General features: G+C 57.0%; 25 protein-coding genes. 12 read left to right on the forward strand and 13 right to left on the reverse strand.

Features of this window, described 5'->3' with window-relative positions:
* The 8 genes from AC2FFF_RS00205 to secG all read right to left on the reverse strand — a co-directional run bounded on the left by AC2FFF_RS00205 (position 1) and on the right by secG (position 6,447).
* Complete coding sequence (locus AC2FFF_RS00205; RefSeq protein WP_271946303.1) at positions 1-714, reverse strand: transporter substrate-binding domain-containing protein; 714 nt, start codon at positions 712-714, stop codon at positions 1-3.
* 33 nt (positions 715-747) lie between these two features.
* Positions 748-1,524: an ABC transporter ATP-binding protein gene (locus AC2FFF_RS00210; protein ID WP_281972318.1), complete on the reverse strand. Its 777-nt coding sequence runs from the start codon at positions 1,522-1,524 to the stop codon at positions 748-750.
* A 146-nt stretch (positions 1,525-1,670) separates the two neighbouring features.
* On the reverse strand, positions 1,671-2,402 hold the full coding sequence (locus AC2FFF_RS00215) for a phosphate/phosphite/phosphonate ABC transporter substrate-binding protein (RefSeq protein WP_281972317.1): 732 nt from the start codon (positions 2,400-2,402) through the stop codon (positions 1,671-1,673).
* Complete coding sequence (locus AC2FFF_RS00220) at positions 2,399-2,836, reverse strand: tellurite resistance TerB family protein (RefSeq protein ID WP_281972316.1); 438 nt, start codon at positions 2,834-2,836, stop codon at positions 2,399-2,401. The genes AC2FFF_RS00215 and AC2FFF_RS00220 overlap by 4 nt, the downstream gene beginning before the upstream one ends.
* 20 nt (positions 2,837-2,856) lie before the next feature.
* Positions 2,857-3,306 (reverse strand): tellurite resistance TerB family protein, encoded by a 450-nt coding sequence (locus AC2FFF_RS00225; RefSeq protein WP_142634606.1) that lies wholly within the window; start codon positions 3,304-3,306, stop codon positions 2,857-2,859.
* A gap of 103 nt (positions 3,307-3,409) precedes the next feature.
* Positions 3,410-4,174 carry an isocitrate lyase/PEP mutase family protein gene (locus tag AC2FFF_RS00230; RefSeq protein WP_142634604.1) on the reverse strand — a complete coding sequence of 255 codons (765 nt, stop codon included), beginning with the start codon at positions 4,172-4,174 and terminating at the stop codon, positions 3,410-3,412.
* A gap of 102 nt (positions 4,175-4,276) precedes the next feature.
* Entirely contained in the window at positions 4,277-5,920 is a 1,644-nt protein-coding gene (gene pyrG, locus AC2FFF_RS00235; RefSeq protein ID WP_142634602.1) for a CTP synthase, read from the reverse strand.
* A 161-nt stretch (positions 5,921-6,081) separates the two neighbouring features.
* Positions 6,082-6,447 carry a preprotein translocase subunit SecG gene (gene secG / locus AC2FFF_RS00240; protein ID WP_142634600.1) on the reverse strand — a complete coding sequence of 122 codons (366 nt, stop codon included), beginning with the start codon at positions 6,445-6,447 and terminating at the stop codon, positions 6,082-6,084.
* Between the two features lie 151 nt (positions 6,448-6,598).
* Here secG and nthA point away from each other — a divergent pair, with 151 nt between their 5' ends.
* The 5 genes from nthA (at position 6,599) to AC2FFF_RS00265 (ending at position 9,972) form a co-directional block, all read left to right on the forward strand.
* Entirely contained in the window at positions 6,599-7,213 is a 615-nt protein-coding gene (gene nthA / locus AC2FFF_RS00245; protein ID WP_142634598.1) for a nitrile hydratase subunit alpha, read from the forward strand.
* Complete coding sequence (gene nthB / locus AC2FFF_RS00250) at positions 7,210-7,890, forward strand: nitrile hydratase subunit beta (protein ID WP_281972315.1); 681 nt, start codon at positions 7,210-7,212, stop codon at positions 7,888-7,890. Before nthA ends, nthB begins: the two co-directional genes overlap by 4 nt.
* Positions 7,883-8,218 (forward strand): nitrile hydratase accessory protein, encoded by a 336-nt coding sequence (locus tag AC2FFF_RS00255; RefSeq protein WP_281972314.1) that lies wholly within the window; start codon positions 7,883-7,885, stop codon positions 8,216-8,218. Before nthB ends, AC2FFF_RS00255 begins: the two co-directional genes overlap by 8 nt.
* A gap of 216 nt (positions 8,219-8,434) precedes the next feature.
* On the forward strand, positions 8,435-9,730 hold the full coding sequence (locus AC2FFF_RS00260) for an adenylosuccinate synthase (RefSeq protein WP_281972313.1): 1,296 nt from the start codon (positions 8,435-8,437) through the stop codon (positions 9,728-9,730).
* Positions 9,730-9,972 (forward strand): DUF2842 domain-containing protein, encoded by a 243-nt coding sequence (locus tag AC2FFF_RS00265; protein ID WP_142634590.1) that lies wholly within the window; start codon positions 9,730-9,732, stop codon positions 9,970-9,972. The genes AC2FFF_RS00260 and AC2FFF_RS00265 overlap by 1 nt, the downstream gene beginning before the upstream one ends.
* A 113-nt stretch (positions 9,973-10,085) precedes the next feature.
* On the opposite strand, the gene AC2FFF_RS00270 is transcribed toward AC2FFF_RS00265, so the two are convergent.
* Entirely contained in the window at positions 10,086-11,681 is a 1,596-nt protein-coding gene (locus tag AC2FFF_RS00270; RefSeq protein WP_281972312.1) for a hypothetical protein, read from the reverse strand.
* A gap of 134 nt (positions 11,682-11,815) precedes the next feature.
* Between AC2FFF_RS00270 and AC2FFF_RS00275 the strand changes: the two genes are divergently transcribed.
* Positions 11,816-12,511, forward strand: a complete 696-nt coding sequence (locus AC2FFF_RS00275; RefSeq protein ID WP_281972311.1) for a thiamine diphosphokinase — start codon at positions 11,816-11,818, stop codon at positions 12,509-12,511.
* On the opposite strand, the gene AC2FFF_RS00280 is transcribed toward AC2FFF_RS00275, so the two are convergent.
* Genes AC2FFF_RS00280 through AC2FFF_RS00295 form a run of 4 tightly spaced genes read right to left on the reverse strand, consistent with a single transcriptional unit; the run spans position 12,456 to position 15,925 of the window.
* Positions 12,456-13,370: a DMT family transporter gene (locus AC2FFF_RS00280; RefSeq protein ID WP_281972310.1), complete on the reverse strand. Its 915-nt coding sequence runs from the start codon at positions 13,368-13,370 to the stop codon at positions 12,456-12,458. The genes AC2FFF_RS00275 and AC2FFF_RS00280 overlap by 56 nt on opposite strands.
* A 42-nt stretch (positions 13,371-13,412) precedes the next feature.
* Positions 13,413-13,832, reverse strand: a complete 420-nt coding sequence (locus tag AC2FFF_RS00285) for a GFA family protein (RefSeq protein WP_496728092.1) — start codon at positions 13,830-13,832, stop codon at positions 13,413-13,415.
* A gap of 16 nt (positions 13,833-13,848) precedes the next feature.
* Positions 13,849-15,222 carry an L-serine ammonia-lyase gene (locus AC2FFF_RS00290; RefSeq protein ID WP_142634582.1) on the reverse strand — a complete coding sequence of 458 codons (1,374 nt, stop codon included), beginning with the start codon at positions 15,220-15,222 and terminating at the stop codon, positions 13,849-13,851.
* A 1-nt stretch (position 15,223) separates the two neighbouring features.
* Complete coding sequence (locus tag AC2FFF_RS00295; protein ID WP_142634580.1) at positions 15,224-15,925, reverse strand: glutathione S-transferase family protein; 702 nt, start codon at positions 15,923-15,925, stop codon at positions 15,224-15,226.
* Positions 15,926-16,092: 167 nt separating this feature from the next.
* On the opposite strand from AC2FFF_RS00295, the gene rpiA reads away from it, so the two are divergent.
* The 6 genes from rpiA to AC2FFF_RS00325 all read left to right on the forward strand — a co-directional run bounded on the left by rpiA (position 16,093) and on the right by AC2FFF_RS00325 (position 21,146).
* Positions 16,093-16,881, forward strand: coding sequence for a ribose-5-phosphate isomerase RpiA (gene rpiA / locus AC2FFF_RS00300; RefSeq protein ID WP_271946345.1), 789 nt, complete (start codon positions 16,093-16,095; stop codon positions 16,879-16,881).
* Positions 16,882-16,884: 3 nt separating this feature from the next.
* A complete protein-coding gene (locus AC2FFF_RS00305; protein WP_281972309.1) occupies positions 16,885-17,421 on the forward strand; it encodes a hypothetical protein in 537 nt (178 codons plus the stop codon).
* Positions 17,422-17,482: 61 nt separating this feature from the next.
* Entirely contained in the window at positions 17,483-18,841 is a 1,359-nt protein-coding gene (gene gor / locus AC2FFF_RS00310; protein WP_281972308.1) for a glutathione-disulfide reductase, read from the forward strand.
* Between the two features lie 72 nt (positions 18,842-18,913).
* Complete coding sequence (hflK, locus tag AC2FFF_RS00315) at positions 18,914-20,056, forward strand: FtsH protease activity modulator HflK (protein WP_142634572.1); 1,143 nt, start codon at positions 18,914-18,916, stop codon at positions 20,054-20,056.
* Positions 20,056-20,952 (forward strand): protease modulator HflC, encoded by an 897-nt coding sequence (gene hflC / locus AC2FFF_RS00320; protein ID WP_142634570.1) that lies wholly within the window; start codon positions 20,056-20,058, stop codon positions 20,950-20,952. Before hflK ends, hflC begins: the two co-directional genes overlap by 1 nt.
* The gene (locus tag AC2FFF_RS00325) at positions 20,952-21,146 is read left to right on the forward strand and encodes a DUF2065 domain-containing protein (protein WP_142634568.1); all 195 of its coding nucleotides are present in this window, start codon (positions 20,952-20,954) and stop codon (positions 21,144-21,146) included. The genes hflC and AC2FFF_RS00325 overlap by 1 nt, the downstream gene beginning before the upstream one ends.
* Positions 21,147-21,304 lie beyond the last annotated feature (158 nt).

Below are 21,304 nucleotides of genomic sequence, written 5' to 3' on the forward strand. Positions count from 1 at the left end.
TTAGAAGGTCGAAGACACTTCCCATTTGGTGATCAGCTCGTTCAGGCTGCCGTCATCCTTCATGGATTGGATGGCTGCGTTGAGCTTTTCTTTCAGCTCACCGTCGGATTCACGGACGCCAATGCCGACGCCACCACCCAGCGGAACCTCATCGGCCACAAAGCGCAGATCTGCGTCTTCGTCGACGATCGGGGCAAGGAAGGATTTGTCGGCCAGAACCGCATCGGCCTCACCGTTGCGTACGGCAGCGATGGTTTCCTCGGGGCTGGCGAACTCGACCAGGGTCGCGCCGGATTCGGCGATATAGCCAGCCTGAATGGTGCCAGTTTGTGCGGCGACCACACCACCTGCAACATCGGCGTCATCCGACATTGCAACATAGGCGGAGGGATCCGGTGGTGTGTAGTTCTGGGTAAAGTCGATGACCTCGTCACGCTCGTCGGTGATCGACATACCAGCGATGATCACATCGTAGTTGCCCGAGACCAGGTTCGGAATGATCGAATCCCAGTCGTTCTTGACCCACTCGCAGGTCAGGTCTGCGCGTTTGCACAGCTCGTCGCCCAGCTCGCGCTCAAAGCCGTCGATCTCACCTGCGTCATTGACGAAGTTCCAAGGTGCATAGGCGCCCTCGGTCCCCATCCGGATGGTGTCTGCCATAGCCATGCCTGCGCTCAGCGCAAGGGCCGCAGTGGTCAGGATCAGTTTTTTCATTGGATACTCCCCAGTTTTGGTTCTGATCTGAAGTTATGCCGCCTGAGTGGCGGAAAGAAAGCCCTGAAGCCGTGGAGATTCAGGGGTAGTAAAGAGATCTTCAGGCAGGCCTTCTTCTTCGATGAGGCCCTGGTGAAGGAAAACGACATGGCTAGAGATATCAGCGGCCATTTTCATGTCGTGGGTCACAATGATCATGGTGCGGCCTTCTGCAGCCAGGTCTTTGATCACCTTGATCACTTCTTGTTCCAATTCGGGGTCCAGCGCCGACGTGGGCTCGTCAAACAAAAGCGCCTCGGGCTCCATGCACAGCCCCCGCGCGATCGCGGCACGCTGTTGCTGGCCACCAGACAACTGTGCGGGGTAGGCGTCGCACTTGTCGCCAATACCAACTTTTTCAAGGTATCTGCGTGCGCTGTCTTCAACTTCTTTTTTGTCACGGCCCAATACCGTTACAGGTGCTTCCATCACGTTCTGCAGGATGGTCAAATGAGCCCACAGGTTGAACTGTTGGAAAACCATCGACAGGTTTGTGCGAATGCGCAGAACCTGTTTCGCATCAGCAGGCTGGCGCGTGTGGCTGTTACCGGACCAACGAACAGGTTCACCCTTGAAAAGGATTTCGCCCTGCTGGCTGTCTTCCAACAGGTTGCAGCACCGCAATAAAGTGGATTTCCCAGACCCCGAGGACCCAATCAAAGATACGACATCGCCCCGTCTGGCAGTGATATCCACGCCCTTCAGCACTTCCAGATTGCCGAAACTCTTGTGTAGGTTCTTGATCTCAATGACGGGAGTTGAATCTGTCACGGTTGGTCCAGGTGTTATTGGTGTTGGTGCGGTACTAGGGCTTAAAAATCAGCTCAATGCAATGCGCAAATGACAGAGTAAGTGGGTGATTCCGTCAATTTGACGAAGCGTTCTGGTCAATTTGATCATGAATTATCCATCGCAGTTTACAATTTCGACGGATTTGGGACGCGCAGATAATCTTTGGCAGGAATAGAGATCAGGTCATGCAGGTGCAGAAGGTTCCGATCTTGCGGTGACATGGTTTGAATCGCGTTGCGAACTGCGCGTGCGATCTGAGCGGCGTCCTGATCCTTCGCTGTGATATAAGGTAGCGCGGGGGTTGGGGTTGTTTCGGCGACCTCACGCAGAGCTTCTGGAAGGTCGGAATGGACCTTCAGCATCTCCCATGTCAGCGCATCCAGCGCGGCATAATCGGCACGGCCCTCGGAAATGGCTTGAGCAGACAGCGCATGACCACCGGATTGCAGAACCGACGATGGTGTTCGGTGGTATCGTTCAAGGTGAACCATTGGGGCGGCCCATCCGGATTGCGACAGCGGTTCATTATAGGCAAAAACACCATCGGCCAATTCATCAAGATCGCGGGGGTCGTGGCGGCGGGCTACAAAAACTGACCGGTAATGGCCAGGTGGGCAGCCAGGCAACGCGTAATCCGGCGTTCCAACCAACTGCACCTTGCCATGCAACCGGGTGCGATAGGGCATGCCGCAGGTCTGGGCAAAAACCAGATCCGGGTCCAACCAGACATCCCAGACATCCCGGTCTCGGTTTAGGTTTGCGGGGCCATAGCCAAGGTAATCCCGAATCGATGCCCAAAACCGATCATTCGCAGGGCGCAGCGCAGGCATGTCGTACATGCCCAGCGTGGCTATCAAGATTTGGCAGCCTTTTGACGGGCCATTGCAGAGTCGACATCACTGATGCCCAGCAGGCTGACGACCAGTCGCAGTAAGGAATCCTCTTCACCCGTGCGGTGCCCATCCGCCAGAGCGACCGACCACAAGGCCTGAACGACTGCCAGGCGGTCGTCATAGGCAACGGCCTCTTTGATTGCGCGAGTGAACCGTACGGTGTCCGGTGCTTCGGCCTCGAGATCTTCGGCGCGGGCGCGCAGGCCGGCGGCTTCGAACGGGGATAGGTCATAGCGTTCAATCGAAATCCGGTCGATTCGCGCCATTTCACTGTCGGCATAGTCGTTGTCAGATCGGGCAACGCGCACCAGCAGGGCCGTCAAGGCCAGTCGAGCATCGTCATCGGTGAAAGGGGCGGGCTGAGGCTGGGTCAGTCGAGACAGAAAATCACTAAACATGAGACAGGTATAGAGAGGCCTTACGCCTCTTCCAAGCGTCTTTGCACACGCTTTCTGGCGGTCTTGCTGTCGTTAAAGCTCAGACCCATGGCGATGCGGGCTTCTTCGACGATTTTCATCTCGCCCTCATCTGTATTCCCGTCGGCCAGAACCACCTCCCAGAGGGCATCCAAAGCGGCCAAGCGCTCGTGCAGGTCCGTGGTTTCCCGGATCAGCTTACCGAACGTGTCCGTTTCCGGTGCGGCTGCGTGCAGTTTCTCGCAGGTGGCGCGGACCTTTGCGGCTTCGATCGCATTATGTTGATAAAGTCGGGCGAGGATACGGTCGATCAGGCTGATCTCTTCCAGCTTATAATCCCTGTCCGCTTGTGCAACGCGCACCATAAGCGCCCCGAGTGCAAGTTCAGCGTCTGGGTCGGGCAGATTGTCGTGTTGTGGCGGGCGGAAAGCCTGAAAGAGTTTTTTCAACATGGTCAGAGATTATTCCATATTTGATAACCCGCCAAGCACGGACTATCGCGCAAGGCTCAGAATGATCAAAAGACCGCCTGCTACAGCCGGATAGCGCGCTGGGTCAGAGTACCTTTCGCGCTTCGTCTTGCAGCCAGGCCAGCATTTTCCGATAGGGTACAGGGCCATAGCTTATACGCGCGACTCCCAGCCCAGCCAAAGTGGCGGTGTCCGGTGTGCCGGGTAATGCTATGATATTTAGCGGCAGGTCGATTGACTCTACCAACCGGGCAATCATGGCCTGATCCCGTAGGCCGGGGGCGAAGAATCCGCTGGCCCCTGCATCTGAATAGGCTTGTGCTCGGACCATTGCCTCTTCCAGCATCGCATCATCATGGGTTTCGGGCTGCGCCTTCAGGAAAATGTCGGTCCGCGCGTTGATAAACGCAGGAACGCCCGCCGCATCGCAACCTTCACGCATCGCGCTGACACGGGCGGCCTGAGTTTCAATATCGTACAACTCATTTGATCCGATGATCTGGTCTTCGAAGTTGAAGCCGACAACGCCGGATTCAAGGGCCAGCCTGACATTGGCAGAGATACCCTGAGCATCAGCCGCATACGCACCTTCGAAATCCAGAGTAACCGGAAGATCAACGGATTCGACAATCCGGCGAGCATTGTCCAGCGCGGCCTGCATCGGGATGTTTTGGCCGTCGCTGAACCCTTGTGCCATCGCAACAGGAGCGCTTCCAGTGGCAATGGCTTGGGCGCCAGCGTCGCGCACGGCACCGGCACTGCCAGCATCCCAGATATTGTACAGGATAACCGGTTCGCCCTTTTTGTGCAGGGCCGCGAATGTCAGTGCATTGGTGATCTGATCGGTCATGGACGGTCTCCTATCTCTGAGTTGCGGACAGTTAACCGTGCAAAGGGTCAGCGCGTACAGTCTTTTCGCGCTGACCGATACAATCTGCTTTCGTGCCTGGTGTCAGACCAGACGCGAGGTGTCCTTGGCAGCGCGCACAAAGTCGCGGAACAAAGGATGCGGGTCGAACGGCTTTGATTTCAGCTCGGGGTGGTACTGGACCCCAATGAACCACGGATGATCCGACCACTCGACGATTTCTGGCAACCGGCCGTCGGGGGACATGCCTGAGAAATTGAGACCAGCTTTTTCCAGCTTGTCGCGGTATTTGATGTCCACTTCATAGCGGTGGCGGTGGCGCTCTTCGATGGCGGTACCGCCATAGACTTCGGCCACTTTTGACCCTTCGGCCAGAACCGCGTCATAGGCTCCCAGGCGCATGGTGCCGCCCTTGTCATCACCGACTTTGCGTTCGACCTTGTGATTGCCCTGCACCCATTCTTTCAGGTGATAGACCACCGGTTCGAAACGCTTTTTACCGGATTCATGGTCGAATTCCTCGGACCCGGCCTCTTTGATGCCAGCGGCATTTCGCGCGGCCTCAATTACGGCCATCTGCATGCCCAGGCAGATACCCAGGTAGGGCACTTTATGTTCGCGGGCGTATTGCGCAGCCTTGATTTTGCCTTCGGTACCGCGCTCACCGAATCCGCCGGGCACGAGGATCGCGTGGAAGCCTTCCAGATGCGGGGCGGCCTCTTCGGTATCGAATACCTCGGCATCGACCCATTCGACCTTGACGCGGACACGGTTGGCCATCCCGCCATGGGTCAGCGCCTCGGCTATCGACTTATAGGCGTCTTCCAACTGGGTGTACTTACCGACGATGGCGACCTTCACTTCGCCCTCGGCATTGTGGATGCGATCACTGACGTCTTCCCATTTGGTCAGATCGGGCTTGGGGGCAGGGCTGATCTGGAAGGCATCCAGAACCGCCTGATCAAGTCCCTCGCGGTGGTAGGCGAGCGGAGCATCGTAGATGGTGCTGAGGTCCTGCGCAGCAATCACGCTATCGGGGCGGACGTTACAGAACAAAGCCAGCTTTTCACGTTCCTTCGTCGGGATCGGGCCTTCGGACCGGCAGACCAGAATGTCGGGGGCGAGACCGATCGAACGCAGCTCTTTCACCGAGTGCTGGGTTGGCTTGGTTTTCAATTCGCCCGAGGCTTTGATGTAGGGCAGCAGGGTCAAGTGCATGAACAGGCATTGGCCGCGTGGTTTGTCCTGGCTGAATTGGCGGATGGCCTCAAAGAAGGGCAGGCCTTCGATATCGCCCACGGTGCCGCCGATCTCGCACAGCATGAAATCGACTTCATCCTCGCCTATGGCGATGAAATCCTTGATCTCATTGGTGACGTGCGGGATCACCTGAATGGTTTTGCCCAGGTAATCGCCGCGGCGTTCTTTTTCCAGCACGTTGGAATAAATCCGCCCGGAACTGACCGAGTCGGTTTTGCGCGCGGCGACGCCGGTAAAACGTTCATAATGGCCAAGGTCCAGATCGGTTTCTGCCCCGTCATCTGTAACGAACACTTCGCCATGCTCAAAAGGCGACATGGTGCCCGGATCGACATTCAGATAGGGGTCCAGCTTGCGCAGACGCACCGAATATCCGCGGGCCTGCAACAACGCGCCCAAAGCCGCCGAAGCCAATCCTTTGCCCAAGGATGAAACCACACCACCAGTGATGAAAATAAAACGCGCCATGTTTTTCGGCTGCTCCCCGTGAGACGTCAATATCAGCTGCCCGGCGGTTCAAGAAAAACCGCTGCATCACGGGACTTCACGTATAAAGGATTCGCGCCAATAGCGCAAGAGAACCGCAAGATGCTGTTGCAGTTCTCTTTTCTGTTTCTAGGTTTTGTGTGTCAGTTGGCCTGCGGGATCAAAGGCGCGTTGTCACCCTGTGCCGGAGGCAACAGGTCATCCGCCGACGGAATTGCCGGTGTGCTTTCTTCGGTCGCGGCCGGTGCCTGTGTCCCAATCCGGTCGAGCACAGAGCTGCCCGAGGATTTTTGTGCCGCCAGAATGGTCAGTGTGATCGAAGTGACGATAAAGCACGCGGCTAAAATCCAGGTCACCTTGCCCAATGCTGTTGCAGCCGACCGGCCAGCCATGGCACCGCCTCCGCCGCCACCCATGCCAAGGCCGCCGCCTTCGGACCGCTGCATCAGGACGACGGCGATCAGGCCCAAAGCCAGAAGAAGATGGATAATGAGAACGACGTTTTCCATGGTGGTCCTGTACAGCGTGGCGTGTATCGCGAGGTACTTATGCAAGTTTGGTTCCGGGGGCAAGTCACGAGTTACCATCACGCCAAGTGATCTTCGGGATCACAGCAAAGAGACTGGACAGGCAAGGGGATGGTAAAGCAGGCTGCGACCCATGCCACATGACGATCCCGACCATCCGCACGCCTTATTGCCGCCTGAACCCGCCCTTCGCGTCAAGGCGCTGGAAACGATTCTGACCCGCAAGGGGCTGATCGACCCGGCCGCTTTGGATGAGATCATCGACACTTACCAAAACAAGATTGGCCCGCAGAACGGTGCCCGGGTTGTTGCCAAAGCCTGGACTGACCCGGCCTTTAAGGCAGCACTGCTTAAGGATGCAACGCCCGAGGTGACAAAGCTTGGTTTTTACGGTCGGCAAGGTGAACATATCGTTGTTGTCGAAAATACCCCTGATCTCCACAACATGGTCGTTTGCACGCTGTGCAGTTGCTACCCATGGCCTTTGTTGGGGATTCCACCGGGGTGGTATAAATCGGATGCCTATCGTGCGCGGGCCGTGCGTGAGCCGCGTAAAATTTTGTCAGAGTTCGGAGTTTCTCTGGCGGATGAAACAGCCGTGCGGGTTTGGGATTCAACGGCCGAGATACGCTATCTTGTTCTACCCATGCGCCCCGATGGCACCGATGGGATGACCGAAGACGACCTGACCGCGCTTGTGACCCGTGACAGTATGATCGGAACCGGCCTGCCCAAGGTGCCGTCATGACCCGCGTTCACGATATGGGAGGACGGTTCGGCGACGGTCCGGTGATCCCCGAATCCCAAGATGCAGCGATTTTCCCAGAAGAATGGCACGGGCGCGCATTGGCACTGACATTGGCTGCCGGGTTTCTGGGACAATGGAATATCGACATCTCGCGCCATGCACGCGAACGACTGTCGCCCAAAGACTATGCACGATTCTCTTACTACGAAAAATGGGTGTCAGCACTTGCAGATCTGTTGGTAGAGCAGGGGGTCCTGACTTTGGAAGACCTTCTGGGCCAAGGAACGGATGCTTCACATCCTTTGGCTTCCCGCGCGCTGACAGCCGGGACGGTTGAGGGCGTACTGTCCAAAGGCGGTCCGGCTGATCGACCCTCGAATATCGCGGTGCAGTTTGATCCCGGTCAAAAGGTGCGTACTGTACGACCGGCTGCCAACCGCCTGAAAAACGGTGGTCATACCAGATTGCCATCTTACGCTTCTGGCGCTTGCGGTCGGATATTACGCCTGCATGGGACGCATGTTTTGCCGGATTCCAATGCTCATGGTCTGGGAGAGGCACCTGAACCACTATATGCGGTTGCATTCCCAGCCTCGGAGCTTTGGGCCGATCCCGAGAACCGAAATGACGAGGTCATATTAGATCTGTGGCAAAGCTATCTGGTGCCCGATGAGTGAGTGTAACGCACAGCCATTACCCGAGCTGGCATTCGCAGAGCCCTGGCATGCACAGGTCTTTGCGGTCACGGTCGCGCTGAATGAAGCGGGACGATTCGAATGGTCGGAATGGGCCGATCGATTTTCGAAGATGCTAAAACGCCATGGTCTGAGCAAAGAGCTGAATGGTGGCAACGACTATTTCCATGCCTGGCTGGAAACACTCGAGGCCTATTTAGCCGAAATGGGTGACGCGAACCCAAGTGATGTCTCTGCAGTCTCGTTGGATTGGGAGAAAGCCTATCTGACGACTCCACATGGTGAACCCGTTCATTTGTCGAATGGCTAGAAAGGGGGCGCTGCCCCCGCCGCGGCAAGCCGCGACTCCCCCGAGGTATTTTGAGCCAGATGAAGCAAGGGATCCTCTCTTCATCTGGCCAAAAATACCTCCGCCGGAGGCACCACGCACAGCGTGGTTATGATCTGCGGCGAATTATCGGTTTCCCTGTCGCTGACACATCGCTATACGAGCCGGGTTTGATATCTCAGCGCAAAAGGACCAGATATGGCCAATGTGGTTGTTGTCGGCGCCCAGTGGGGTGACGAAGGAAAAGGCAAGATCGTCGATTGGCTCAGTGAACGGGCCGATGTGATCGCGCGTTTTCAAGGCGGGCATAATGCCGGTCATACGTTGGTAATCGACGGTGCCGTCTATAAGTTGCACGCTCTGCCATCCGGTGTGGTACGTGGCGGCAAGCTGAGTGTCATCGGCAATGGCGTTGTTCTGGACCCCTGGCACCTGCTGAAAGAGATCGCAACGATCCAGGCGCAGGGAGTCGAGATATCGCCCGAAACGCTGATGATCGCAGAGAACACCCCGCTGATCCTGCCCATCCACGGTGAACTGGACCGCGCACGCGAAGAGGCGGCAAGCAAAGGAACCAAGATCGGCACCACCGGTCGTGGAATTGGCCCCGCATATGAAGATAAGGTTGGGCGGCGTTCTGTGCGGGTTGCTGACCTGGCAGACGAAGCGACCCTTGAGGCACGCGTAGATCGCGCGCTGCAGCACCATGACCCGCTGCGCAAGGGATTGGGGATCGAACCCGTGGACCGCGATGCACTGATTGCTCAGCTGAGGGAAATTGCGTCCGAGATTCTGCCTTTCGCAGCACCCGTTTGGAAAGTGCTGAACGATAAGCGCAAGGCTGGTAAACGTATTCTGTTTGAAGGCGCGCAGGGTGCCCTTCTGGACATCGACTTTGGAACCTATCCGTTTGTGACCTCGTCCAACGTGATCGCCGGTCAGGCGGCGACCGGTGTTGGCATCGGGCCCGGCTCGATTGATTTTGTCCTTGGCATCGTAAAGGCTTACACGACCCGTGTGGGTGAGGGGCCGTTTCCAACCGAATTGGATGATGCGGATGGCCAGCGTCTGGGTGAGCGTGGGCACGAGTTCGGTACCACCACCGGGCGCAAGCGGCGTTGCGGCTGGTTTGATGCCTGTCTGGTGCGCCAAACCTGTGCCACTAGCGGCGTAAACGGTATTTCGCTGACCAAGCTGGACGTGCTGGACGGATTCGAGACGCTGAAAATCTGTGTTGCCTATGACCTTGACGGTAAGCGTCTGGATTATCTTCCCACTGCAGCCGATCAGCAGGCACGATGTACTCCGATCTACGAAGAAGTGCCTGGTTGGAGCGAATCCACGGAAGGCGCGCGCAGTTGGGCGGACTTGCCTGCAAATGCCATCAAATATGTGCGTCGGGTCGAAGAGTTGATCGAATGTCCGGTTGCATTGCTGTCCACTAGCCCAGAGCGGGATGACACCATTTTGGTGACAGACCCGTTTGCTGACTGATGGCCGGCGAGCAGAAAAATGGCCTGAGCTATAAAGCGCGTCGTCGTTGGTCGATGGTGCTGCTGCTGATTGGCCTGCCGGCTTATATCGTTGCGGTGGTGACGGTGATAAACTGGTTGGACCGGCCACCAATTTGGTTGGAACTTCTGGTATACGTAGCGCTCGGCATTTTGTGGGCTCTGCCTTTCAAATTCATCTTCAAAGGTGTCGGAAAAGAAGATCCAAACGGATCCTCTGACTGAGCGGCCTATTCCGGGCTCATCCTGCGGCGGGTTCATACGCCTGCCCACAAAAGATCGCCCAATGAAAAAGGGCCGGAGTTGGTCTCCGGCCCTTTTTTCTTTTCGGTTTGAATTCAGCCTGCGGCGCGTTCATCTCCGTCAGGGCGGAACCCTATCTCGTCCGAAGCCGCAAACCGACCTCCGCCAGCTTTCTCAATCTTGCCGTCGCGCAGCAGTTGCCCGAATGAGCGCAGGCTTTCCTCGCGATTAAAATCGTCCTGCTTGAGAGAACGGATCTTGTTCATCAGTTGTGGGCGCGAGAACTGTTCCTGTCCTTCGATGAACGACAGATAAGATGCCGCAGCTTCCAGCAGGTCCGGCAGAGATTGTGCGCCCTGTTCCTGCGCATAGTGCGCAAAGCCGCTTTCCTCGATCGGAAGACCCAGCGGTTTGGATTTTACACGGCGCGGAGAAATCGGCCCCATTTCATCCTCGTCTTTATTGTCGATGCGCTGTTCAGCAACCAGCTTGAGGGGAGCGGCAGGCTCTGCCTTGGGACGGGCAGTTGTAACATTGCTTTCAGGGCGGCGCGGGCTGATCTGCTGAGCCTGATTACGGTTTAGCGCATCTGCACGATCAGCATTGGTTGCGGCCACTGCATTGCGCAGACGGGAATATGTCTCGCGCTGAGTGGCAGTCGCGGGATCATCCATCTGTTCGACCGCCTTTTCCATCAGGCGAGAAACGTCCTCGTCCAGGTTCGGTTCCTCAGGCAGAGGCTCGGATGCACGGGCGGACAACACGGCTTCGACGCTGGCGATTTCGTCAAGCAGAGTTTCCTCGTCTTCTTCGGTCAAATAGCCGGCAACCTCTTCAGGTTCGTCTGCGTCCGCCGAAATGTCTTCTGTCAGGATATTGTCGATTTCGTCGCTCTCGGCTTCGTCCGTCTCGGCACTCAGATCCGAAAACAAAACCTCTTCTGCCTCGACAGTGGTCACGTCGTCGGCAGTAGGTGCGACATCAATTTCTGGCACGGCGGGGGTCTCTTGGGCCGGGCCTTCGATCTCTGCCTCTTCCGCGGCGGGTGGGGGCATGTCCATCTGAGGTTCGGGCTCAAATTCCTGAGCCGCTTCAACCTCAGCATCGGCCGCGGGGGATTCGGCCAGATCTGTGGGGGTCAGAGTTCCGGCCTGAAAGGCAGCCGATACGGCATCAGTTGGGCCGGTTTCGGATTTCATCAGGGGGGAATCTTCATCCTCGGCGTAGATCACCGAGTTTTCTTCGCTATGAGAGACCACCGCCCGGATCCGTTGCAGCTTTGCGGCGATACTATCGGCGGCGGGTTCGGGTCGACCCTCAACCGGCTCGGCCTCTGCGATGGACGCGGACTGTGAGGGGGCAGCGGTATAGGCCGGAGCACTTGGGGTACTGGGCGGGGTCATGGGCGCGGTAGAAAGGGGCGGTGAAGCGGCACGGTCTTGCGCCCGCAGAAGCAATCCGTTTTCGCTCTGGCTGGCTTCGACTTTACGCGTCGCATCTCGCTGAGCAATGCGGGTCAGCATTTCGGCGTCTGGTTGCGGAGGTTCGGACCCAAAATACCTGTCATCCGCTGCAAGGTCGCGGAAGTATTCGGCAATCGACTTCATCGTTTCAAAAGAATCGTCAAATCCTTCCAAAGTGCACGAGAAGGTTCCGTAGGAAACTGTCAAAACCTTGTTATTCTGTACCATCAGACGTACGTCCTCTACAAACTACACGAGCCATCAGCCCGGTCGTGGGCAGAGCTATTGGCTCAGAACTTTGTCCATGAACCTATCATTTTGTGGTCTCAATGTGTCAAAACCCGGAAAAAATGATCAATCTCATGAAAAAGACGCGAATTGTACGTTCGAAAGAGTCAATCACGCTAGTTGGAAGCGGTCAAATTGGCCCTGAAGATTTGGATTTGGCGTTGATTCGCACCAAGTTGGCCGTCGCCGCAGATGGCGGGGCGGCAAGTTTGTTGGAAATTGGGCGCATTCCAGACGCTGTTATCGGTGATTTTGATTCGCTTGATTCGGATCACAAAGATCAGATTCCGCTGGATCGACTGTTTCCAATTAGCGAACAAAACAGCACGGATTTCGACAAAGCCCTGCGCAGTGTCGAGGCGCCGTTGGTGATTGGGGTCGGTTTTCTCGGGGGGCGTCTGGATCACCAGTTAGCAGCACTAAACGTCTTGGTTCGCAGGCAAGATCAGCCCTGTATTCTGATTGGCGAAAGTGAGATTATCTTTCACGCACCCCCCCAAATCTCGGTTTCTATGGCACCTCGAGATGTCGTCTCATTGTTTCCATTACAGCGTGTATCAGGGCAAAGCCGCGGCCTTGAATGGCCAATCGACGGTTTGGTGATGGAGCCGAATGGCGCTGTCGGAACGTCCAACCGCGCATTGGGCTCGGTTGAATTGCGTATGGATGGGCCGGGCCTTTTGGTAATGTTTCCCAGGGCGATGCTGGATCAGGTCATGCAGGCGCTTCTGTCGGGGCCGTCCGGGCGCTGGCCCGCTCACGCAGAATGACATAGAGGCCGGCGGCGATGGTGATGCAGATGCCCAAAGCGGCGACACCGTCGGGCAGGTCGTGAAAGATCAGCCAGCCAAACACCGTGGCGACCGGGATTTCGAGATACTGCATCGGGGCCAATGTTGCAGAGGGTGCATATCGCAGCGACCAAGTCATGAACAGATGTGCGACCGTACCGAGAAGCCCGATTGCAAGCAAAAGCCAGACATCGCCCAAATTCGGAGCAATCAGGGACAGCTCCCAGATTCCGGCGGGTGTTCCCACCAACAGTGCAGGCAGTAGGATGACAGAGGCTATGACGCCCGACACGGCCTGCAGCGCAATGGGATCTGTAGCTTTTGCAATTTGCCGGGTCACGAGCATGAACAGGGCAAACACCACCGCGACGACAAGTGGAAGCAAAGCCGCATATCCGACTTCGGCAAAGCTGGGTTGAATGACAAGCAATGTACCACCAAAGCCCACAAGGCACGCAATCAGGCGCCGCTTGCCGACTTCTTCCTTTAGTACCAGTTTGCCAAGAAGCAACATGATAAACGGCATAACAAAGGCGATGGCCACAGCGTCTGCCAGGGGCAAGTATTGCAGGGCACTAAACATCGCGGTGATACCGACGATGTGCAGCAGAGTTCTTATGACAGCGAGACGAAAAATGCGCCTCGGCATTTGCCAGGGCCTGCCGGTCCAGGCGACCAGCGGAACCAGCAACAGGGCCTGAAGTGTAAACCGGACAAAGACCAGCATCCCAAGTGGCATGGTTTCGCCCAGCAATTTGGCGACCGCGTCCCCCAACGGTGCGAGCGCACAAAAGCCAAGCATCAGCACGATGCCAAAAACGGGACGATCCTGTGTCATGCAGCGACGCTAGCGCTTTGGCTGAACCGGGGAAAGCGAAAGCTAGGTTTCAGGCAAAGGCTGCATCTTGGTGTAGTCCGGGCCGATACAGATCGGTAGCCCGTCATCCATTTGCAACCAGTCCAGCTTTTCCTCATGCGCGACATGCAGTGTTGGCTGCAACTGGTTGGGGTCCTTCAGAAGGGCCACGTAGAGGTGCATTATGCCGGACATGGACGCAGACCGGAATGAGATCGGCGAGCCGCAATCAGGACAAAAGCTGCGTTCTACGCCGGGTGAGGATGCGAATGTCTTTGGTGCCTGGCCCGTCCATTTCAACTGTCCATCGCGGATCCCGAAATAGGCCGTCATCGGGGCCGCGCATTGTCTGCGGCAACTGTCGCAGTGGCAGGTTACACAGGACAGAACAGGCGGGTCCACCTGAAATGAAACTTTACCGCAAAGACAATGGCCATCCATCATGCTTCCCCGCTTTGTTTCAGCAATTCGGCACGTTCACCGCCAAACCGCCCAATGACGTTTCCTTGTATTTTTCGTGCATGTCATGCCCTGTCTGACGCATGGTTTCGATGACGGCGTCCAGTGGTACGAAATGGTGACCATCTCCGCGCAGGGCCAAGGAGGCCGCTGATACCGCCTTGATCGCACCCAGCCCGTTGCGTTCGATACAGGGTACCTGAACCAGTCCGGCGACAGGATCACAGGTCATGCCCAGATGATGCTCGAGAGCGATCTCGGCGGCATTTTCCACCTGTTCCGGGGTGCCGCCCATAACCGCGCACAGCCCGGCTGCAGCCATGGCTGCGGCGCTGCCGACTTCAGCCTGACACCCGGCCTCGGCGCCCGAGATCGAGGCGTTGTATTTGACCAGCCCGCCAATAGCGGCCGCAGTCAGCATGAAATCTTCGATGTGGTTCTCTGAAGCACCGGGTACATGGTCCAGATAATAGCGCATTACCGCTGGAAGAACCCCGGCAGCACCATTGGTGGGGGCGGTCACCACCTGACCGCCAGCTGCGTTTTCTTCGTTTACGGCCATGGCGTAAACGCTCATCCAGTCGTTGATCGTGTGGGGCGCGTTCAGGTTCATGCCACGCTCGGCCATCAACGCGTCATAGATGCCTTTGGCGCGACGACGCACGTTCAAACCGCCTGGCAGAATGCCGTCGGTGGTCAGACCGCGCTCGATACAGTCGTTCATGACCTGCCAGAGGCGCGCTGTGCCTTTGGCAAAACTGTCTGCACAGCCGCGCGCGATCTCGTTGGCGCGCTTCATCTCGGCGATGCTTTTGCCGCTGGTTTTGGCCATGTCCAACATCTCGACCGCCGATTTGAAAGGAAAGGGCACCGGTGCGCCTTCATCGGTTGCCTTGCCCTGGGCCAGTTCTTCCTCGGTCAGAACAAAGCCGCCACCGATCGAGTAATAGACCTGCCGCAGGATCACGTCGCCCTGTGCGTCCGTGGCCATCAGGACCATACCGTTAGCATGGCCCGGCAGATTGTTTTCATAGTCGAAAACCAGATCGGCCTTGGGATCAAACTGCAGCGTGGGCAATCCTTCGGGGGTCACGCTGTGGGTCTCACTTATGCCAGCCAGTGCGGCCTCGGCCCGTTCGTGATCATATGTGTCGGGCACAAATCCGGCCAGGCCCAGGATCGTGGCGCGATCGGTTGCGTGGCCGACACCGGTAAAGGCCAGCGACCCGTGCAACGACCCGCGCAGCCCTGAAAATTCGAACGGAGAGGCGCGCATCATGTCCAGAAACCGCGCGGCAGCAACCATTGGTCCCATCGTATGGGACGAGGACGGGCCAATGCCCACTTTGAACATATCGAAGACAGACAGAAACATATCAGGTAGCAAAGCCTTCCGGTGGGTTAGCATAGGTTGGTGAGGTAAAGGGTGTAACCCCTAAACCCTCGGCCGCGATTGCGGCACGTGTGGCAGGGCGCGTCTCCAACTGCATCAGCATTCGCTGCAGATGCGGCGTGTCAGCGATCTGAAACCAGCTGCGATCAGCCTTCGCAGGATAGAGCGCCATCCAGCGCATCTGACAGGCCAGATAATAACTCAGGACCGATGGTATGTCCGGGCTCAGCCAGGAAGGCGCGCTTTTCGCAACATCGTCAAGCAGGCGCAAGTGCTGGCGCAAACGAGGGCGGATACCGGCGCGCAAAGGATTGACCTGCGCTGCGTCTATATATTTTTCGGCATAAAACAGAATACGCAGATCAGCGTGCAGCGTATTGGAGGCAAAGAACAGCCACTTCAGAAACGCGGCGCGGTTGCTGTCCATGGGGGTAGGGGCCAGCCGGCCATGCGTATCCGCCAGCCACAACAAGATAGCAGCGGTTTCGAAGATCGGCCCCTGTGGTGTTTCCAATACCGGGATCAGCCCATTGGGGTTCAGCGCGCGATATTCCGGGCTGTCCTGTGCGCTTTGGCGGCGGTCTACCAGAACGGTTTCATAGGGCAGGCACATCTCTTCCAGCGCCAGCCGGATGACCAGCGAAGCATTGTCCGGGGCATAGTGCAGGCGGTAAGGCGTGTTCATGCGAACTATGTATACCTCACGTATGTTTTCAACAGACCTGATTGCGACGTTTCCCATAGGAAACGCGTAGTTTCGCGACATGTTGGTCTACCGATCCGGACAATTCTCTCTCGCAGTTGTTGTAGGCATTCCGTATAAGTTCCGCAGCAAATTAGGGGGATGCTGAAATGGCCGGTGATCTGTCGCCCATCGACACTGCAAAATACGTCGCAGCACGCCGTGCGGCTGACATGGTGCAGAATGGGATGCGAGTCGGCCTGGGAACCGGATCGACCGCTGCATGGATGGTGCGTCGGCTGGGGGAACGGGTCAGAGAAGAAGGTCTGGCGATCAAGGGTGTTCCGACATCGACCCGGACGGCCCAACTGGCCCGCGAACTGGGCATTGAGGTTGTTTCTCTGGATCAGGCGGGATGGCTGGACATCACCATCGACGGTGCGGACGAATTCGACAGAGAGCTTAATCTGATCAAGGGCGGCGGCGGCGCGCACCTGCAGGAAAAGATCGTAGCCACGGCCAGCGACCAGATGGTGGTCATCGCCGATGCCGGCAAAGAGGTCGAGACTCTGGGTGCCTTCCCATTGCCGGTCGAGGTGATCCCCTTTGGCTGGCAGACCACACGCACCCTGATCGAAGAGGTGCTGGATACCATGGATGTTCTCGGTACCCGCTCGGCGCTTCGCATGAACGGAGAAGCGCCGTTTGTCACGGATGAAGGCAATCACGTGCTGGACCTGCATTTGCAACGGATCGGAAACCCAAGGCAGATGGCGCTGGTGCTGAACCAGGTACCCGGCGTGGTCGAGAACGGGTTGTTCATCGACATTTGCGACAAGGTCGTGATCGGTTATGGAGATGGACGGGTCGAACTGCGCGACATCAACGAGGGAACGGTGGAACTGGACGAGTTGTTTGATGGCGGCAAAGACAACCTGTTCACGGATTTGGCGGATTAAGGAATGAGCACCTCTCCGGTTGCTGAATACCGCGAAACCGAAGCAGATTTGGCTGCGCGAGCCAGGACGCTAAAACGCAACCTGATCAAGATCGGGATTGCGGCTGTGGTGGCGGCGTGGGGTTTTGTTTCCGCGGGGTGGACAGGTGGCACGCTTTTCACATTGGTGCTCGTTGTCCTTACTTCCGTCGTGTTGTTCATGAACTATCTAGTCTCACTCAATATGCCGTCGCTTGTGGCCCTAGTGGACTCTGGTGGATTGAAGCTCCGCACGCGTAGAGGAACGATCCAAGACATTGTTTGGCCTGATGTACGCTACATTGATGCGTTGGACGAAACCGAGCAAAAACGACGCCTTATTTTTTTTGTTAGCTTCAACAAGTCAGATGGCGGGCATGAGTGTTTACCCCTTCCGTTGCAATCCATGCCGAAACCCATATCTGAGTGTTTCGTAGAGACGATTGAGCATTATCGACCAAATCTGTATGCGTCCTGGCAAGATCAACTGTCCCAGTGGTCCAGCCTGGGCCGTCATGAGTGACCGGGTACATCATTGATGATGGCTCGATAGCGTTGTCAGAAAACTGAAAGAGGCACTGTAAATGAGCTTTGACTATGATCTTTTCGTCATCGGAGGCGGCTCGGGCGGGGTCCGGGCGGCGCGTGTGGCGGCTGGCGAAAACGGGGCCAAAGTGGCACTGGCGGAAGAGGATCGCTATGGCGGGACCTGCGTGATCCGCGGATGTGTCCCTAAGAAGCTGATGGTATTTGCTAGCGAGTTCTCTGGCATGGTTGAAGATGCACAGGCTTATGGCTGGGACGTCAAACCCGGTGCATTTGACTGGGATCTCTTCCGCGGCAAACTCCATGTCGAGCTGGACCGGCTGGAAGGCATCTATCGCAACATCCTGAAAAACAACGGCGTCGAAAGCTTTGATCAGCGTGCACATGTGGTGGACGCACATACGGTTGAGCTGGCCGATGGCACCCGCATGACGGCCAAGCATATTCTGGTCGCCACAGGGGGACGCCCTGTTGTGCCCGAGTTTCCGGGCTCGGACCTGGCGATCACCTCGAACGAGATTTTCCATCTGGAAAAACTGCCCGAAAGCATCCTGATCGTTGGTGGCGGTTATATCGCCAGCGAGTTTGCAGGAATCATGAACGGCATGGGCGTGAAAACCACACAGTTCTACCGCGGTGCGCAAATCCTGCGGGGCTTTGACGAAGAAGCGCGCGGTCTGATCAGCGAAGAGATGTGCCAGAACGGGATTAATCTGCATCTGGGCACCAATGTGCTTGAGATGGCCAAAGACGGTGACAAGATTCGCGTAAAGGCCACCAATGGCACGGAACAGCTGTTTGACGTGGTCATGTATGCCACTGGTCGCGCGCCCAATGCCGACAATCTGGGGCTTGAGGCGATCGGCGTTGAACGCGGCCGCAAGGGTGAGATCATCGTGGATGATTACAGCCAGACCGGCGTGCCCTCGATCTATGCGATTGGCGACGTGACGGATCGGGTAAACCTGACTCCGGTTGCGATCCGCGAAGGGATGGCTTTTGTCGAAACCGTATTCAAAGGCAACCCGACACCTGTGGATCACGACCTGATTCCAACTGCGATTTTCACGCAGCCGGAATTCGGCACGGTCGGGTTGAGCGAAGAAGACGCTGCAGCCCAAGAGCCGGTCGAGATCTATGCAACCTCGTTCAAGCCGATGCAAAAGGCATTCGCAGGTGGCACGCAGCGGGTTTTGATGAAACTGATCGTCTCTCAGGCCACGCGTAAGGTACTGGGCTGTCACATTGTGGCACCGGGCGCCGGCGAGATGATTCAACTGGCTGGCATTGCCGTCAAAATGGGTGCAACCAAGGAAGATTTCGACCGCACCGTTGCAGTTCATCCGGTCATGGCGGAAGAACTGGTAACAATGCGTCATCCTGTGCGTACGGCTTGATTTGCAACCGCGCGCACACAAGTTACAAGGGAACCCGTGATCACACGGTTCAACACAAGGGAATAGATAAAAATGGCGGGCAACAGCGGCGGCCCCTGGGGGGGCGGAGGCTCTTCTGGCGGCGGAGGAAATCGGGGTGACAACGGGGACGGGCGCAAGCCTCCCGAAAATGAAGGCCCGCAGATTCCCGAGATCGACGAGCTGATGAAAAAAGGCCAGGAACAGCTGCGCGTCCTGATGGGCGGCGGCGGTGGTCGTGGCACCAATGGTTCGGGCAGTGGCGGCGGTGGTGGTCCCATCTTTACCAAAGGGACCGTTGCCATTGGGTTGGTGGTGGGTGCAGTCCTTTGGGGGGCGGCCAGCTTTTATACGGTAAAGCCGGAAGAACAGTCAGTAGAGCTGTTTTTGGGTGAATTTTCAAACGTTGGAAATCCCGGTCTGAACTTTGCGCCTTGGCCATTTGTAACTGCCGAGGTCATTCCTGTGACCCGCGAGCAGAACGAAGACATGGGCGGAGCCCGTGGTAGCGATGATGGCTTGATGCTGACCGGCGACGAAAATGTTGTCGATATCGACTATCAGGTGGTCTGGAACATCAATGACCCGGCCAAGTATCTGTTCAATTTGCGCGACCCGCGCCAGACGATCCGCGCCGTGTCGGAATCGGCCATGCGCGAGATCATTGCACAAAGCGAGCTGGCACCGATCCTGAACCGAGATCGGGGTGTGATTGCTGATCGCTTGCAGGAATTGATTCAGTCGACGATGGACAGCTATGATTCCGGCGTGAACATTGTGCGTGTCAACTTTGACAAAGCCGACCCGCCACAGGACGTAATCGCGGCCTTCCGCGATGTTCAGGCCGCCGCACAAGAACGTGACCGTCTGCAGAACGTCGCCGACGCCTATGCCAATAAGGTACTGGCCGAAGCACGTGGTGAAGCCGCGCAAGTTGTGGAAGAGGCCGAAGGATATCGCGCCCAGCAGATCAACAGCGCACAAGGTGAAGCCAGCCGCTTTAGCGCGGTTCTGGAAGAATACTCCAAAGCGCCGGATGTAACGCGCAAACGTTTGTATCTGGAGCGGATGGAGCAGATTCTGGGTGATGTCGACAAGATCATACTGGACGAAAACTCGGCCGGTCAGGGACAGGGCATTGTGCCGTATCTGCCGCTGAACGAACTGCGCCGCAATCAATCCGGGGAGAGCAACTGATGCGTAAGTCACCCATTATCCTCATCCTTGTGGTGATCCTTGGCGTCGCTGGGCTGTCTTCGATCTTTATCGTTGATGAACGCGAGCGTGCGCTGGTTCTGCAATTCGGCCGTGTGGTCGCGGTGAAAGAAGATCCCGGTCTGGCGTTCAAAATTCCACTTATTCAGGAAGTTGTCCGTTATGACGACCGTATCCTGTCCATCGACGTTCAACCGCTTGAAGTGACGCCGTTGGATGATCGGCGTCTGGTCGTCGATGCCTTCGCCCGCTACCGGATTTCCGATCTGAACCAGTTCCGCCAGGCGGTTGGTGTCGGTGGTATCCCGGTTGCCGAGGATCGTCTGGACCGCATCTTGCGCGCTGAAACCCGCGAAGTTCTGGGTTCAGTTTCGTCTCGTGACATCCTGAGCTCGGACCGGGCTGCGCTGATGCTGCGTATCCGCAATAGTGCGATTGCCGAGGCACGTGCGCTGGGTGTGACCGTCATTGACGTGCGCCTGAAAGCGACCGATCTGCCGCAGGCCAACCTCGAAGCGACGTTTGACCGGATGAAGGCCGAGCGGGAGCGCGAAGCAACGGACGAACGTGCCCGTGGTAATGAGGCGGCACAGCGCGTACGTGCCCAGGCCGACAGGACCGTTGTCGAACTGGTGTCGGATGCGCGGCGTGAGGCTGAGATCATTCGCGGTGAGGCTGACGCCGAACGCAATGCGATCTTTGCCGAAGCTTACGGTGCGGACCCGGAATTCTTTGAATTCTATCGTTCGCTGACCGCCTATCAGAATGCATTGCAGGGCGGTAACAGCTCGATGGTATTGAGCCCGGATTCCGAGTTCTTCAACTATCTCAAATCACCCACCGGCCGGGGCCAATCGGCGGGGCAGGCGTCTGAATAATGGGTATGATCCTTCTGGCCTTTGGGCTGGTGTTGATTGTCGAGGGGCTGGCCTATGCGCTGGCCCCTTCGCTTATTGAACGTATGCTAGAGGCGCTGCGGTCGATGCCAGAGCAGGCACGTCGACTTGCAGGATTGTTATGTATGGTAGGAGGTCTCGTGTTGCTATGGGGTGCATATCAGGTCGGGTTTTGAACAACGGCTACACTTCATGGTGATTTCCCCGCGATCCTCAGTTGCGGGCAAGGACAAACCAGCTACATTGGATATCAAGAAGGGCCGCCTGCGGGCGATCTAGATAGTGTTGACGACAAGGAGTTCCCACGTGCAGTCACAAGCGCGCATTATATCCG

It is taken from the genome of Ruegeria sp. YTSA226 (assembly GCF_059609905.1).

Coding starts and splice junctions, on each gene's coding strand:
- AC2FFF_RS00295 (WP_142634580.1), bottom strand. CDS start 15,925: ATGAACACGCCTTACCGCCTGCACTATGCCCCGGACAATGCTTCGCTG.
- AC2FFF_RS00230 (WP_142634604.1), bottom strand. CDS start 4,174: ATGACCGATCAGATCACCAATGCACTGACATTCGCGGCCCTGCACAAA.
- AC2FFF_RS00275 (WP_281972311.1), top strand. CDS start 11,816: ATGAAAAAGACGCGAATTGTACGTTCGAAAGAGTCAATCACGCTAGTT.
- AC2FFF_RS00255 (WP_281972314.1), top strand. CDS start 7,883: ATGAGTGAGTGTAACGCACAGCCATTACCCGAGCTGGCATTCGCAGAG.
- AC2FFF_RS00290 (WP_142634582.1), bottom strand. CDS start 15,222: ATGTTTCTGTCTGTCTTCGATATGTTCAAAGTGGGCATTGGCCCGTCC.
- AC2FFF_RS00285 (WP_496728092.1), bottom strand. CDS start 13,832: ATGATGGATGGCCATTGTCTTTGCGGTAAAGTTTCATTTCAGGTGGAC.
- hflK (WP_142634572.1), top strand. CDS start 18,914: ATGGCGGGCAACAGCGGCGGCCCCTGGGGGGGCGGAGGCTCTTCTGGC.
- pyrG (WP_142634602.1), bottom strand. CDS start 5,920: ATGGCGCGTTTTATTTTCATCACTGGTGGTGTGGTTTCATCCTTGGGC.
- hflC (WP_142634570.1), top strand. CDS start 20,056: ATGCGTAAGTCACCCATTATCCTCATCCTTGTGGTGATCCTTGGCGTC.
- AC2FFF_RS00305 (WP_281972309.1), top strand. CDS start 16,885: ATGAGCACCTCTCCGGTTGCTGAATACCGCGAAACCGAAGCAGATTTG.
- AC2FFF_RS00220 (WP_281972316.1), bottom strand. CDS start 2,836: ATGTTTAGTGATTTTCTGTCTCGACTGACCCAGCCTCAGCCCGCCCCT.
- rpiA (WP_271946345.1), top strand. CDS start 16,093: ATGGCCGGTGATCTGTCGCCCATCGACACTGCAAAATACGTCGCAGCA.
- AC2FFF_RS00325 (WP_142634568.1), top strand. CDS start 20,952: ATGGGTATGATCCTTCTGGCCTTTGGGCTGGTGTTGATTGTCGAGGGG.
- gor (WP_281972308.1), top strand. CDS start 17,483: ATGAGCTTTGACTATGATCTTTTCGTCATCGGAGGCGGCTCGGGCGGG.
- AC2FFF_RS00280 (WP_281972310.1), bottom strand. CDS start 13,370: ATGACACAGGATCGTCCCGTTTTTGGCATCGTGCTGATGCTTGGCTTT.
- AC2FFF_RS00270 (WP_281972312.1), bottom strand. CDS start 11,681: ATGGTACAGAATAACAAGGTTTTGACAGTTTCCTACGGAACCTTCTCG.
- AC2FFF_RS00260 (WP_281972313.1), top strand. CDS start 8,435: ATGGCCAATGTGGTTGTTGTCGGCGCCCAGTGGGGTGACGAAGGAAAA.
- AC2FFF_RS00205 (WP_271946303.1), bottom strand. CDS start 714: ATGAAAAAACTGATCCTGACCACTGCGGCCCTTGCGCTGAGCGCAGGC.
- AC2FFF_RS00225 (WP_142634606.1), bottom strand. CDS start 3,306: ATGTTGAAAAAACTCTTTCAGGCTTTCCGCCCGCCACAACACGACAAT.
- secG (WP_142634600.1), bottom strand. CDS start 6,447: ATGGAAAACGTCGTTCTCATTATCCATCTTCTTCTGGCTTTGGGCCTG.
- AC2FFF_RS00265 (WP_142634590.1), top strand. CDS start 9,730: ATGGCCGGCGAGCAGAAAAATGGCCTGAGCTATAAAGCGCGTCGTCGT.
- nthB (WP_281972315.1), top strand. CDS start 7,210: ATGACCCGCGTTCACGATATGGGAGGACGGTTCGGCGACGGTCCGGTG.
- nthA (WP_142634598.1), top strand. CDS start 6,599: ATGCCACATGACGATCCCGACCATCCGCACGCCTTATTGCCGCCTGAA.